The organism is Alteribacillus sp. JSM 102045, assembly GCF_041949975.1.
In the GTDB taxonomy this organism is placed as follows: domain Bacteria; phylum Bacillota; class Bacilli; order Bacillales; family Marinococcaceae; genus Alteribacillus.
Window position 1 is genome coordinate 1 of sequence record NZ_JBHFQG010000019.1, and the last position, 13,986, is coordinate 13,986.

A 13,986-nucleotide genomic window follows, 5' to 3' on the forward strand; every position below is an offset into this window, starting at 1 on the left:
GGCTTCAAGCGTTATGATCGTTTAAGGTTACGTGTCTTATTACATCACCAATATAAAATAACGGAATTTCAAGTAGGATAAAGGAGTAGGAGTAAGGCACTCCTACCCCAACATTTGACATAGAACCAAGAAAGTATATAATTTTGCGCTTTGATGTATAGCTTTAGCGCCCAGCCTCTCGGGGTTGAATAACCTCCAGTCATTAAAGGCATAGGAGCGCCATTATTGCCTGGAGAATATTTACCTGCAAGGGCTCCAAGATGGGAATCAGTTCGGCGTCGTCACAGGATGTGACGAACTTAGCCGAATGTCATTAAAACAGGGCGCTTGCGCTTTTCTTCAACTTACGTTGTGGCTGCTTTTTCTTTTTTGTAATGATCTTCAGCTATTTTATCGACTTCTTTTTTTAGTTCCTCAACCATGGTTTCTTCTGGTACCTTACGTACAATTTCTCCATGTCGGAACAATAAGCCTTCTCCACGTGCTCCTGCAATCCCTATATCAGCTTCTCTTGCCTCTCCGGGACCGTTTACGGCGCAGCCAAGCACTGCCACTTTAATAGGAGCTTTTATTGTGGAGATATACTCTTCCACTTCGTTTGCAATGCTTATAAGATCAATTTCAATACGTCCGCACGTTGGACAAGAGATAAGGGTTGCTGCATTTGAAGCCAACCCAAATGTTTTCAACAATTCTCTTCCAACTTTAACTTCCTCTACCGGATCAGCACTTAAGGATATTCTTAATGTATTTCCAATCCCTTTACTTAAGATAGCTCCAAGTCCTGCTGAACTTTTTACTGTTCCGGCAAATTGAGTGCCGGATTCTGTAATCCCTAAATGAAGTGGATAAGAAAAAGCTTTAGCTGCTTTTTCATATGCTTCAATTGCAAGGTTTACATCAGAGGCTTTCATCGAAACAATAATGTCATAAAAATCTAAGTCCTCCAGAATTTTGATATGATGAAGAGCACTTTCGACCATACCATCAGCCGTAGGATATCCATATTTATCTAAAATACGTCTTTCTAGAGAACCAGCATTCACCCCGATCCGGATCGGAATATTTTTTTCTTTAGCAGCTTTCACTACAGCTTCCACTTTTTCTCGTTTTCCAATGTTTCCGGGATTAATGCGAATCTTGTCTGCTCCGCCTTCGATTGCTTTTAGCGCAAGACGGTAATCAAAATGTATATCAACTACAAGGGGAATGCTTATTCTTTTTTTTATTTCAGGAATAGCTTCTGCTGCTTTCATATCCGGACATGCCACACGAACAATTTGGCACCCTGCTTCTTCTAACCGTTTTATTTCATTGACTGTTTCTTCTACATCGTGGGTTTTTGTGGTGGTCATGCTTTGAACGACCACTTCATCATTTCCGCCAATTACCAGATTCCCTACTTTTACTGGTCTGGTTTCTGTACGGTGAGTGATTTGGCTCATGTATCCATTCGCCCCTTTATGAAATTAGTGTGATAATTTTGGTGGCTTTTATGGTTTATTAAAATGATCACGTCGTTATTGTATCAGCGTTTTAAATGATTTGGCAAGCAGAGCTGATGGTTGGTAATAAACACTAAGAAGATGAATCATACACTGGGAAGAAATATGACTTGTCCACTTGTATTTTCTCAGGTGACAAACCATTGTTTAATTTCTCAAAATCGCTGCTGATTTGCTCGATTGAAGCCGGCACAGGGCCATCATGGAGCTTTTCTACAACGGATAAAACAGTCTGTCCAGGTTCTACTGTAACTTCTATTTTAGTTTGGTCGTCTAAGTTAGCAGAGGAAGAAGGGTGGGATGTGGAACTGTTATTTGTTTCTGGTGTGGGTACAAACAATGTGCCTTCTGTAATATCATAATAAATTGAAGTACAAACTAGTATAAAAAGAAGAAAAAGTAACAGTTTTTTCATTTAACATTATCCTCCATATAGAAGCATTCGCGTTATAATGTATACGTATGACTAATATAGTGTTTTATACATTAAATTGGACAAGGATAATGGATATTAAAGGAGAGTCGGTTTATAAATGAGAAATTGGAATAAAATGCTGCTTGGATTACTGACTGCTGTTTTAATTGCTTCCGTGCCAGCCGCTGCTTTTGCAGATGCGGTGGAAGGAGAAATTACAGTGACATTAGGTGAAGATCTAAGTGAAGAGGAACGCAGCAATTTGCTTGAAGAAATGGATGTGTCAGAGGACGTAGAAATTGTAACAGTCACTAATGAGGAAGAACATGATTACCTGGGTGAATATATGGATGCCTCTGATATTGGAAGCAGAGCTTTATCTTCATCAAAAATAACAGCCGGAGAAGAAGGGGAAGGAATTAATGTTGAAACAAATAACATTACCAAAGTTACGGAAGGTATTTATGCCAATACTTTAGTAACTGCTGGTGTAGAGGATGCTGATGTATATGTAACAGCTCCATTTGATGTATCAGGCACGGCTGCTCTGACAGGAATTATTAAAGCTTATGAAGCTCAAAATGACATCGATATTCCAGAAGAACAGAAAAAAGTGGCGAATGAAGAGATGGTTAAAACCTCGGAACTTGGTGAACGGATTGGAATGGAAGAAGCAACAGAATTAATTACAAGGATTAAAGAAGAAATCGGTAATCAACCGGTAGAATCTGAAGAGGATTTACGCGATTTAATTGAGAGAATTGCTAATGAAATGGGGATTGAATTAACGGATGAAGAAATGGACGGCCTTGTGTCTCTTTTTGACCGCATGAAAGATTTAAATATAGACTGGAATCAAGTACAAGATCAAATTTCCCATATACGTGATAATTTAGATGAATTCTTAAACCGAGAAGACACACAATCGTTTATTGCTAGTTTTTTGGATTTTATAAATGAATTAATTGATTCGCTTCGAAGCTGGTTTGGCGAGGGAAGCGAGTCAAATCAATAATAAAAGCAGAGAGAGGGCCGGCCCAAAAGTCGATAAATCATTGACTTTTGGGGCCGGTCCCTTTTTTATGTTCTAGCGTGAAATTTGGTGAAAAAAAAGATAAAATAGAAGTGAAACTCCTTACTTTTAAGAACGTATATATTAATAAACTTTACGCTTCTATCGGTTTTATGCTCAAAAAAAGGAGCTGAAAATAATGGAATTACTTAATTATGCAAGTATCGGGTTTCTTATTGTTTTCTTCGGGACAGTGTTTTTGATGGGGGAAATGCTGGTAAAAGCCAAAGGGCTGTTTGCGGTTTTAGGGATAACATTCATGAGTTTGTTTTTTTCATTTCATATTGATACTGCATCTAGCATGTGGATTCTTATTTTATACGCAGCAGGTATCGGATTAATCATATTAGATGGCAAAGTAATCAGTGATGGAACGATTGCTGTATTTGGTGCTTTGTTAATGAGCCTTGGTTTGGCTGTTCCTACTCCTTCGATCACCTATGGCGTGCTTGTAGTGCTTGGATTTATAATAGGACTTTTTACTGCAGGATTATTTTTAAAAGTTTTCCCGAGGAGAAACTTATGGGCAAAAATAACCTTAAGAGACCGTTTGAGCGGGGATTTGGGTTATAATTCCATGAGTGAAACATACAAAGCCCTTGAAGGAAAAGAAGGAAAAACAATAACCCCGTTCCGGCCGATAGGCACGATCTCTATAGAGGGGAATCAATATAGTGCAACAAGCGGCGGTCAATGGCTTGAAGCTGATGAACAAATAAAAGTAGTTTCTGTGGACGGCACAAGAATATTAGTAAAAAGAAAAGAAAACGTGAATCAGGAAAAAGAAAAGGAACTGGAATAATTTCCAGCTCCTTTTTTATTTGTCTGTTTGTGTCTTTGGTTTTGGCAGGTTCTTGTAAACTTGGTACAGCATAAAGAATGCTATAATCCAATATAAGGTGAAAGCAAATGGTACATGAAAAGGCATTATGTCTATAATAGCAGTTATCACGGTTGGGAGTGTTACGGCATAAGCGCTCATTATCCAAATTTGGCGGTAAGATAAAGAAATAGGTGCTGCTTTTTTTATTAACAAACCGAAAAAAGATAAAGCAAATATCCCGATAAATTTTAAAGCTGCCGCAAACAAATACAGCAAAATCAAAATCACGGGAATTAATATAGGAAATAATCCAGTTAAGGTGTCCGTAAAAGACAAGACTTCATCTTTTGATAATTGAAGGTTCCCAGCTTGATCGTAACGAAAAGTTTGAACTTCTCCACCTTCTGCTATAATAAGCTCTTCACGAAGTAAAGCAGTAGTTTCTTCCTCTTGATTAATATCTTCTCTTGTAAATTCACCAGTCGTATCAAAAACAACTGTACCATTGTCTTGATTGTAAATTAGGGGTTCAGTTTGATCGGAGTGAAGTATACCATTTTGTAGTTGAAAATCTGGTATGTCTTCAGAAAGTGCATTTTCCACTTTATTTGCCGCTGAAGTAATAGTGTTTGTAAAAATGAAACTTACAGGAATACTAGTAAGTAACATTAAAAAAAATACATACCCTATTGTTTTTCCAATGCCTTGGAAGCGAAAGCGGCCAATGTAGAGCGGAGAGTATAGGCTTTTCATAAATTTTTGAAATATGTTCACATCGCTGTCTCCTTTCCACCGTTTTATTTTACCTTAAAATTTATAGTGAAAAAAGGATTAGAATAGAATAGAAACATTGTGATAATTAAAGTAGAAGACATTTTTTTCCGGGAAGAAAAATCTTAATAAAATCTTTACAAAAAATAAATAATTCCTCAATATTATAAAAGTACGATGTAAGAGGTTTGTCGAACAAAGGGGAAATTAATTATTATCGAAGGGATGAATAGGTGTGGATCTTCAAACGATTTTATTCACATTTTTCGGAGGTCTCGGTGTATTTTTATTTGGCATTAAATTTATGGGGGATGGTCTTCAAAAAATTGCCGGAGATAGACTGAGAGAAATCTTGGACAAGTTTACAAGTAATCCTGTGATGGGTGTTTTTGCTGGTATATTTGTGACTGTCCTGCTACAGACCAGTACAGGCACAACCGTTTTAACTGTCGGACTGGTTAATGCTGGCTTTATGACTTTGCAGCAAGCAATCGGTGTAATTATGGGAGCCAATATCGGTACTACTGTCACAGCATTCATTATAGGTATTAAAATTGAAGAGTTTGCTTTACCTATAATTTTCTTAGGTACAGTTCTTATCTTTTTCTTTAAAAACAAAAAGGCTAATAACTTTGGACAGGTCATTTTTGGATTTGGGGCTCTTTTCTTTGGCCTCTCATTAATGGGAGATGGGTTGGAGCCTCTAGAAAATTTACAAGCTTTTCGGGATTTAACAGTAAACATGAGTGAAAATCCTCTTCTTGGTGTTGTCATAGGTACGTTGTTTACAGTTTCTGTTCAAAGTTCTTCGGCTTCCATTGGGTTACTTCAAGAACTATATCACCAAGGGTCGCTTGCATTAGATGCGGCACTGCCAGTATTATTTGGCGATAACATCGGAACAACTATTACAGCAGTTCTTGCATCACTTGGTGCTTCTCTCGCTGCTAAGCGTGCAGCTCTGACACACGTGATTTTTAACTTAATTGGTACTACGATTATTATTATCTTGTTGGTGCCTTACACCGCTTTTATTGAGAATTTGCAAGGTTGGCTGAATTTGAATAAACCAATGACGATTGCTTTTGCTCACGGAATATTTAATGTTTCCAATACACTGGTTCAGCTGCCATTTGTCGGGCTGCTTGCTTTACTTGTTACGAAACTGATTCCTGGGAAAGAAACCGAAATCGAATATAAAGCCAAACACCTCGATACCAGTTTTATTGAGCGTTCGCCTTCTATTGCGTTAGGACAAGCAAAGACGGAAACACTTCGTATGGCGGAGTTTGCGGAAAAAGGTTTAATAGAAGCAAGAGATTATCTAAAAACGAATCAAAAAAGACATTCTGAGTTAACCGTACAATTTGAAGAAGCTATAAATAATTTAGATAGAAAAATTACCGATTATTTAGTATTGATTTCTGAGCGCTCATTATCAGATGAAAATTCAAGGCTTCATTCTGTGCTTATGGATACTGTGCGTGATATCGAACGAGTCGGAGATCACATGGAAAACTTAGTGGAGCTTGTTGATTATCAGCTTACAAATAAAGTTACTCTTTCAGAAGATGCATATTCTGATTTAGAAGAAATGTTTGATTTAACGATACAAACTTTAAAAAATGCAATAAGCGCACTGGAAAATGATAACCTGGATGAAGCAAGAGAAGTTGTAAAACAGGAAGAAGAAATAGATAAACTGGAACGCAAACTTCGCAAGAAACATATTTTGCGCTTGAACGAAGGAAAGTGCTCCGGTTCTGCAGGAATTATATTTGTAGATATCGTGAGTAACCTTGAAAGAATTGGAGACCACTCCGTAAATATTGCAGAAGTGGTACTAGAAGAAGATTAATAAGCAGAGCCGCCGCCAGTGCAGCAACTGGGGCGGTTCAAATTTTACGAAACCTCTGCCCTCCATGCTTTTTAAGGTGAAAAACGAAACTGACAGTTCATTATCTTATTTTAAGCCTTAAATCAAATGATTAAGACACAAGAAGGAAGGAATCGGTTATATGGTCGATTCAGTTATGTACATTACAGCGGCTATTTGCTATTTTGTGGCAATAATAGCTGTTGTTTACCCCATTGTTCCTGGTGGTTTATTTTATGGGGCAGCTATTTTAATAATTGGGTTTATTGAAGGGTTCAACGCGTTTGGTTTGCTGTTTTGGGTCATACAGGGTATTGTAGCGTTTTTGTTATTTGTAATTGATTACGCAATTAATTATTTAGGCATTCAAAAAAGCGGAGGTACTAAGGCAGCAATCTGGGGAAGTTTGATTGGTATTATTATTGGTCCTTTTATCATCCCGGGTATTGGGATATTAATTGGTGCATTGACAGGCGCAATCATAGGACAATGGATGTCGGGTGAAAAATCCATAAAGAAAATGGGTGAAGTTGGTATAGGGTCTGTTGTTGGTTTTATAGTAGGGGCAGTATTAAAAGGTATAGTATTAATTTCAAACTTGATTTATCTGTTAATCATAATTATTTAAAAAAAATGAAGGAAGTGGTTGACTAGCTGATGTGACCGTGATAATATAATCATTGTCGTTGAAAAACAGTTTTTACTTTTTACATAACATTCCACAGTAGCTCAGTGGTAGAGCTATCGGCTGTTAACCGATCGGTCGCAGGTTCGAATCCTGCCTGTGGAGCCATTGTGGCGGTGTAGCTCAGCTGGCTAGAGCGTACGGTTCATACCCGTGAGGTCGGGGGTTCGATTCCCTCCGCCGCTACCATATGATAAAATTGAAACGGCAGTTAATTTTAAATAATTCCCGCTTCTATATGGCGGTTGTGGCGAAGTGGTTAACGCACCGGATTGTGGCTCCGGCATTCGTGGGTTCGATTCCCATCAACCGCCCCATTTTAAAAAATATAAATAAACCTGGACCCTTAGCTCAGTTGGTCAGAGCTGACGGCTCATAACCGTCCGGTCGTAGGTTCGAGTCCTACAGGGTCCACCATTTTATTAAAAGCATGGGAAACGTGCTTTTTTTGTTTACATCGATATTCTATTCGGAGGAATACCCAAGTCCGGCTGAAGGGAGCGGTCTCGAAAACCGCCAGGAGTCCTTCAGGGCTCGCGGGGGTTCGAATCCCTCTTCCTCCGCCATACATAACGTTGGTATGATGCTACTTACAGCGTTTTCTAAACGATAAGCAATAGCGAGATATGCCCGCTAATAATCTAACGGTTTCGACGTTAGACCGCTTCGATTCGCTTCCCCTTAATTGCGGTTAGTTACTCATTTTTGGCGAAACCGTTTCCGTAATTTTCATCATATTCCGTTTGTTATCGCAATTCATATGAAACGATTTCAAAACCTCTCTAAGCTACGTTAGGGGGGGTTTTTTGTTTTGTCTAAAACAGATAAGCGAAAAGGGCGTAAGACAATAGGGAACGCAAGCCCATTTTGCGAAAACAATCACATTTATCGCTTGAAGACGCTTTTCAATTCGTTATGAATATAAAGCGTGCAAACAATCTGAAAGAACGAACGTTGAAAGACTATAACGTTTATTTGAGAAAGTTTGGCGATTGGGTCGCTGAACATTACGGCGAAATAACCGTTGACCAAATAGAAATTGACCTTCTCCGTGAATATGTCGTTTGGTGTGCAAATGAAAAAACGTATTACGGCGGTCACCCTTTCAAAGAACGTATGAACAAAGGGAAACGGGTCTGTCGCCTGTAAGTGTGAATATTCGAATTAGGATTTTACGTGCATTTTTTCGGACGTTATACAAAGAAGGCACTATTAACCACAATCCTGCCGCTAAACTCGAAAACCGCCAGGAGTCCTTCAGGGCTCGCGGGGGTTCGAATCCCTCTTCCTCCGCCATACATAAGAGAAAATGAAAGGATATGCCAAATGTGTTTGAAACTTTGGTATATCTTTTTTACATCGTGTTTATATATTTATTAAGGAGGGTATTGTAAATATGGTGTTTTTTGAAGAGTTTCATATTTGTTGAAAACAATTTAAGATTTTGGTAACGTTAAAAATGGCAGACTTATAAAACCGATTTGTTTTATAAGTGTATAGCTTCCATTCAAGAGTTACTCAGCAAGAAAAACACCAAAAAACAAACCTTTTTAAGGAGGAGATTGGATTATGGCAAACCATCAACTACCCGAATTACCTTACGCACCAAACGCTCTTGAACCACATATCGATGAAGACACAATGAAAATTCACCATGGTAAGCATCATAACACTTATGTTACTAAACTTAATGCTGCTCTTGAGGGCCATGATGATTTAGCTGCAAAGGATGTAAATGAACTTATCGGTGATTTGAATGCACTTCCTGATAGCATTCGCACTGCTGTAAGAAATAATGGAGGCGGTCATTCCAACCACACTCTTTTTTGGCAGATACTAAGCCCTAATGGCGGTGGTGAGCCTGGTGGGGAACTTGGAGATGCCATCAGCAGTAAATGGGGAAGCTTCGATAAGTTTAAAGAAGAATTTAAAAATACTGCTTTAGGGCGTTTTGGCTCTGGCTGGGCTTGGCTTGTAGTAAATAATGGAGAACTTGAAATTCAAGATACTCTCAACCAGGATTCACCTATTATGGAAGGGAAAACACCTATTCTTGGTATTGATGTATGGGAACATGCTTATTACCTTAAATATCAAAACCGTCGTCCTGACTACGTGGATGCGTTCTGGAATGTAGTAAATTGGGACGAAGTAACAAAGCGTTATAATGAAGCAAAATAAATATTACGAACAAACCGTCGCTATAGAAGCGGCGGTTTTTTCATTGTTTTTCGAATTGTGGATAACTATCTCCCTACTGTTTGATTAGCGTCTAGCTTCAGCGCCCATCCTCTCGGGGTTAAATAACCTCCAGTCATTAAAGGCAAAGAGCGCCTTTATTGCCTGGAGAACATTTACCTGTCGAGGCTTGCCAGGGCGCTTGCGCTTTTGTTCTGACGTGAACCAGTTATATGGTTCCTGTTGACCGTGCATAGCCGTCTTGACTTTGCGACACAATAGGGTCAAGGCGGGTGGGGTACGATGTCTAATTCAATCGCAAAAATATTACTCGGTAATGTCCGTATTACGAAAAATTTATTATTACTTTTAGTCATTGGCGGGTTGTATGCTATTTCAATCTCGTTATCAAATACGTTTGTGAATATATATTTGTGGAAGCAATCCGGTGAGGTTTCGGATATTGCACTGTACCAGCTGGCATCCGTGACAACTCAACCTGTTGCTTTTTTATTGGCTGGATATATTTCAAAACGAGCAGACCGAATTATTGCTCTGCGATTAGGTGTGTTTATTTTAACTGGTTTTTATTTAACCGTGTTATTTGCCGGGGAATCAGCAGAGACCATATTATTATTACTGGGAGCCTTACTGGGGATGGGGTTTGGCTTTTACTGGCTTGGCTATAATGTATTAACTTTTGAAATAACAGAACCAGACACCCGTGATTTTTTTAATGGATTTGCCGGACTCTTAACATCTTTTGCAGGAATGATAGGTCCTTTAAGTGCAGGGGCTGTTATTACATGGCTGCCTGATACACAAGGATATCAGATTATATTTTTTATCTCGTTTTTCTTATTTATTATGGCAGTACTTTTAAGTTTAAAAATGAAACACAGACATGCTGAAGGACCATTGCAAATTCAAAAAGCAGCCAATGAAATAAAACGAAATGCAGCATGGCGTAAGATTCTTTTTTCGCATTTTATTCAAGGATTAAGAGAAGGAATTTTTGTGTTTATTATTGTTCTATGGGTTTTTATGGCGACCAATAGTGAACTTGCCCTGGGCAGTTATGGATTTGTAACGTCAGCTGTATCATTTGCCGGCTATTTTATAGTTAGCAGGTTTTTAAAGCCTTCCCGGCGAAAAAAAGCGATTTTAATAGGGGGAGCATTATTATTTGGAGCTGTTTTTCTTATCGTTTTTAATCCAATTTATCCTCTCTTAATGACTTACGGTGTAATTATTTCTGCTGCTTACCCGCTGCTGCTTGTCCCCTATGTTTCTTTAACCTATGATGTATTAGGAAAAGCGTCAGATGCAGCGGCTCTTCGGATTGAATATTTAATAACAAAAGAATGGTTTATCAATGGCGGACGGGTAATGTCTATAGTAGTATTACTTGCAGGTATTTCGTTGTTCGAAGAAAAACAAATTATCCCTGTTTTACTCGTTATTTTTGGTTCCGGCCACTTTCTGATGTATTTCGTAATTAAAGGCATTGATCTAAGGTTTCTTGAAAATAAAAAAGAGGTGACCAACAACATGCCTGAAAATGGAGGAGGAGATTCTCTTACTTGAGATCTTCTTCTCTTTTTTGTTTTTCCAATTATGTGCTAAAATAAAAAAGGCTGCAGTTAAAATTACCAGTACGAAAAGCATACGTTTCAAAAGGGAGAGGAATGGGTGTGGCAAAAAATAAAGGTGGAAAGAATCGTATTCCTTTCCGTTTAAATTTATTATTCTTTGCTGTATTTATATTATTTTCTGCACTAATTTTGAGACTCGGTTTCATTCAAATTGTTCAAGGAGATGAGTTTGAGCGAGAACTTGAACAAACCAGCAGTGAAACTGCCAGAATTGATGCACCGCGTGGTTTAATGTATGACCGAAATGGAGAACTAGTTGTTGATAATGAACTTGTACTGTCTCTCACATATACAAACAAACAAAATGTTTCGGACGATGATCGAATTCATATTGCAACAGAATTGAGTAAGCTTATTGAAGTAGATGAGGATGAGTTGGAAAACCTGCCGGAAAGAGATCAAAAAGATTATTGGCTGGTCACACATCCCGAGGAAGCTAATAACCTGCTTACTCAAGAAGATAGAAATAGTATTGAAGATGATGATGAACTGTACGAGCTGCAGTTAAACCGAATTACAGAAGATCAATTAGATGAGCTGGATGAAGAAAGAGAAATTATTGCCATTTGGAGAGAAATGACGAGCGGGTACTATAATTCTCCACAGCGCATTAAAAAAGGACTATCCAGAGATGAAGCACATAGCATAAGTGAGCGCCTGGATGATTTACCTGGGGTCGATATTTTACGAGACGCAAATCGAGAATATTTGTACGAAGATGCTTTCCCTCGCTTTTTTGGACGCACAGGACCTATTCCGCGTGAAAATTTAGATGAATATTTAGCCAAAGGTTATGACAGATCTGATGAGGTTGGAACCAGTTTTCTTGAAGAGCATTATGAAGATGCTATGCGAGGTATTAAAGGTGAAATCTCCAATGACAGTAAATCGAATGATTCTGGGGAAGAAAGCAACGGCAGTCGAGGAAATGATTTAGTTCTTTCTGTTGACATGGCGCTGCAGCAAGAAGTTGAAACAATCATTGATGAAGAAGTAGACAGTTCACCAGGGAGCTTTATTAATAATAAAGAAGCCTATGTGGTTATGATGGAACCGCAAACAGGGGAGATACTTTCAGTATCAGGGTATGCTGATCATTTGGGCACAGTATCCAGCTCATTTGAAATGGGTTCTACAGTTAAGCCTGCTACTGTAATGTTAGGCTTACAAACAGGGGTAATAAACGAAAACACTATTGTAGAGGACCGCACCTTAAATATACCATATACACCGCCAATAAGCTCTGTTTCCAATTTGGGCCCTGTCAATTATTTAACAGCGCTTGAGCGATCTTCAAACGTTTTTATGGCCCATATCGCAATGGAATTAGCTGGTTATAATTATGGTGTGAGCCAAAGCTGGAACACCACTCAATATAACGAAGCTTATGACACGTTTCGATACTATTTTGACCAGTTTGGATTAGGTTCAGAAACACGTGTAGATCTGCCATCCGAGTCTACGGGAATAAACGGTGGGAATACCAATCCAGGTAATCTATTATATCTTAGTTTTGGGCAGTTTGATACGTATACGCCTATGCAGCTTGCTCAATATGTCTCAACCATTGCTAATGACGGGTATCGTATGAAACCGCAATTTGTCAAACAAATACGGGAAGCTAGTGCTGATAAATCAAAACTGGGAGCTGTACGTAAGCAGTTTGAGCCAACTGTACTTAATCGAGTTGATATTGACAGCAGGTATATCAATATGGCTCAGCAAGGAATGTGGAGAGTAACAAATGGCAACAGAGGTACTGCTCGTTCTTATTTCAATAACACTGATTATACGGCTGCTGGGAAAACAGGGACAGCAGAAATACGTATTCGACAGGAAGGTTCCGGCCGGTTAGTAGATGGAAATAACCAGGCATTTATTGGCTATGCGCCTTATGATGATCCGGAAGTGGCTATAGCAGTTATTGTACCGTATGTTTATAAAGATTCGGCCGGCGGAACAAGCGGTATTGCTAATACTATTGCCAGAAGATCATTAGATGCGTATTTTGATTTGAAAGAAGATAGACCTGACATAGAACCAAGTGACATGGAAGAAGAGATGGAGTAATAAAAAAGGCTGATGGCATTGTAACAAACATACCATCAGCCTTTCTTATCTATTTAGTTATATCGTTGATCATTTCCTCTTCAGCCATATCACTATTTAATTGATAGAAACCTGCTTGTATGCTGGTAGCTGCTCCGCTTTTGTTCATTTCTTTTTCAAATGAAGAAATATCTTCGATCATATTAAGCTGGTGCAGAAGTGATGCGACATCACGACTGCTCATTCCTTTTTCTATATGTAAAACAGCATTTACAGCAGCAGCTGAAGCTTCTTTATTTTCATTATTTTTATCATCTGAAGCAGCGTTTTGCTTTAGTTCTTGGACCTCTTCACTATTTAAAACGGTAAACCCCTTTTCCTCTAGAAAAGAAATAATTTTTTCCTCTTCCAGCTCTTGTATGTCAGGCGGCCTTTGATTGGGTTTAACAGGTTTTGCTAAAGAATCTGGGTAAAAGAAATAATAAATTGAAACAAAACAAGCAGCAGTAAACCAACCGGCAGCAAAAATTTGAAGCCCTTTTCTAATCATTATTCTTCCTCCTTATTGCAGCCTGGCCAGTAAGTATTTTACTTCATCGTCTTTTAATTGCATAGCAGCTGCGATCTCATCGACACTCATGTTTTGCTGTAAATAATCGTAAGCTTCATTCGCAAGTTCTTTATTTGTTTTTGGACGGTAGGCTGGGCTGACTGTAAGCAATTCTTCTTCTAACATTTGAAGTCTCTTCTTTATGTGATAAACTTCCCCCATCATGCTTAGTGACATTTGTTCTACTTCATCCTTTGTTGCATTTTTTTCTTTCACAAATAAAGATAAACTAAATAAAAGTAGGCCGATTATTGGCAAAAAAATAATGAACCATTCCATTATGTTTCCTCCGGTGTGTAAATTATTTAGAAATAACATCCAAGTTTTTCTAACGTTATTATACATGC

13 protein-coding genes and 6 tRNA genes are annotated in these 13,986 nt (G+C 38.4%); 14 read left to right on the forward strand and 5 right to left on the reverse strand.

Annotated features, from left to right (window positions below):
- Window positions 1-344: 344 nt before the first annotated feature.
- Complete coding sequence (ispG, locus tag ACE1TI_RS13105; RefSeq protein ID WP_375008041.1) at window positions 345-1,445, reverse strand: flavodoxin-dependent (E)-4-hydroxy-3-methylbut-2-enyl-diphosphate synthase; 1,101 nt, start codon at window positions 1,443-1,445, stop codon at window positions 345-347.
- 133 nt (window positions 1,446-1,578) lie between these two features.
- Window positions 1,579-1,920, reverse strand: a complete 342-nt coding sequence (locus tag ACE1TI_RS13110) for a hypothetical protein (RefSeq protein ID WP_375008042.1) — start codon at window positions 1,918-1,920, stop codon at window positions 1,579-1,581.
- Window positions 1,921-2,038: 118 nt separating this feature from the next.
- Here ACE1TI_RS13110 and ACE1TI_RS13115 point away from each other — a divergent pair, with 118 nt between their 5' ends.
- Together ACE1TI_RS13115 and ACE1TI_RS13120 are read left to right on the forward strand one after the other, a co-directional pair.
- Window positions 2,039-2,935 (forward strand): DUF1002 domain-containing protein, encoded by an 897-nt coding sequence (locus tag ACE1TI_RS13115; protein ID WP_375008043.1) that lies wholly within the window; start codon window positions 2,039-2,041, stop codon window positions 2,933-2,935.
- A 196-nt stretch (window positions 2,936-3,131) separates the two neighbouring features.
- Window positions 3,132-3,794, forward strand: a complete 663-nt coding sequence (locus ACE1TI_RS13120; protein WP_375008044.1) for an NfeD family protein — start codon at window positions 3,132-3,134, stop codon at window positions 3,792-3,794.
- Window positions 3,795-3,809: 15 nt separating this feature from the next.
- Here the strand turns inward: ACE1TI_RS13120 and ACE1TI_RS13125 are convergent, their stop codons facing one another.
- Window positions 3,810-4,589, reverse strand: coding sequence for a DUF1189 domain-containing protein (locus ACE1TI_RS13125; RefSeq protein WP_375008045.1), 780 nt, complete (start codon window positions 4,587-4,589; stop codon window positions 3,810-3,812).
- A 232-nt stretch (window positions 4,590-4,821) separates the two neighbouring features.
- Between ACE1TI_RS13125 and ACE1TI_RS13130 the strand changes: the two genes are divergently transcribed.
- From ACE1TI_RS13130 to ACE1TI_RS13185, 12 genes are all read left to right on the forward strand, one after another.
- Window positions 4,822-6,444 carry a Na/Pi cotransporter family protein gene (locus tag ACE1TI_RS13130; protein ID WP_375008046.1) on the forward strand — a complete coding sequence of 541 codons (1,623 nt, stop codon included), beginning with the start codon at window positions 4,822-4,824 and terminating at the stop codon, window positions 6,442-6,444.
- Between the two features lie 160 nt (window positions 6,445-6,604).
- On the forward strand, window positions 6,605-7,090 hold the full coding sequence (locus tag ACE1TI_RS13135; protein WP_375008047.1) for a DUF456 domain-containing protein: 486 nt from the start codon (window positions 6,605-6,607) through the stop codon (window positions 7,088-7,090).
- Window positions 7,091-7,180: 90 nt separating this feature from the next.
- Window positions 7,181-7,255, forward strand: a tRNA-Asn gene (locus ACE1TI_RS13140).
- A 4-nt stretch (window positions 7,256-7,259) separates the two neighbouring features.
- Window positions 7,260-7,336, forward strand: a tRNA-Met gene (locus ACE1TI_RS13145).
- A 52-nt stretch (window positions 7,337-7,388) separates the two neighbouring features.
- Window positions 7,389-7,464 (forward strand) — tRNA-His (locus ACE1TI_RS13150).
- A 23-nt stretch (window positions 7,465-7,487) separates the two neighbouring features.
- Window positions 7,488-7,564 (forward strand) — tRNA-Ile (locus ACE1TI_RS13155).
- A gap of 54 nt (window positions 7,565-7,618) precedes the next feature.
- Window positions 7,619-7,713: transfer RNA gene (locus ACE1TI_RS13160), tRNA-Ser, on the forward strand.
- Window positions 7,714-8,014: 301 nt separating this feature from the next.
- Entirely contained in the window at window positions 8,015-8,296 is a 282-nt protein-coding gene (locus ACE1TI_RS13165; protein ID WP_375008048.1) for a hypothetical protein, read from the forward strand.
- A tRNA-OTHER gene (locus tag ACE1TI_RS13170) sits at window positions 8,297-8,443 on the forward strand.
- A gap of 273 nt (window positions 8,444-8,716) precedes the next feature.
- Window positions 8,717-9,328: a superoxide dismutase gene (locus ACE1TI_RS13175; protein ID WP_375008049.1), complete on the forward strand. Its 612-nt coding sequence runs from the start codon at window positions 8,717-8,719 to the stop codon at window positions 9,326-9,328.
- A 300-nt stretch (window positions 9,329-9,628) separates the two neighbouring features.
- Window positions 9,629-10,912, forward strand: a complete 1,284-nt coding sequence (locus ACE1TI_RS13180) for an MFS transporter (RefSeq protein ID WP_375008050.1) — start codon at window positions 9,629-9,631, stop codon at window positions 10,910-10,912.
- Between the two features lie 101 nt (window positions 10,913-11,013).
- A complete protein-coding gene (locus tag ACE1TI_RS13185; protein ID WP_375008051.1) occupies window positions 11,014-13,050 on the forward strand; it encodes a peptidoglycan D,D-transpeptidase FtsI family protein in 2,037 nt (678 codons plus the stop codon).
- 49 nt (window positions 13,051-13,099) lie between these two features.
- Here ACE1TI_RS13185 and ACE1TI_RS13190 read toward each other — a convergent pair whose 3' ends face one another.
- A complete protein-coding gene (locus ACE1TI_RS13190; RefSeq protein WP_375008052.1) occupies window positions 13,100-13,579 on the reverse strand; it encodes a hypothetical protein in 480 nt (159 codons plus the stop codon).
- Window positions 13,580-13,591: 12 nt separating this feature from the next.
- On the reverse strand, window positions 13,592-13,918 hold the full coding sequence (locus ACE1TI_RS13195) for a hypothetical protein (RefSeq protein ID WP_375008053.1): 327 nt from the start codon (window positions 13,916-13,918) through the stop codon (window positions 13,592-13,594).
- Between the last annotated feature and the right edge of the window lie 68 nt (window positions 13,919-13,986).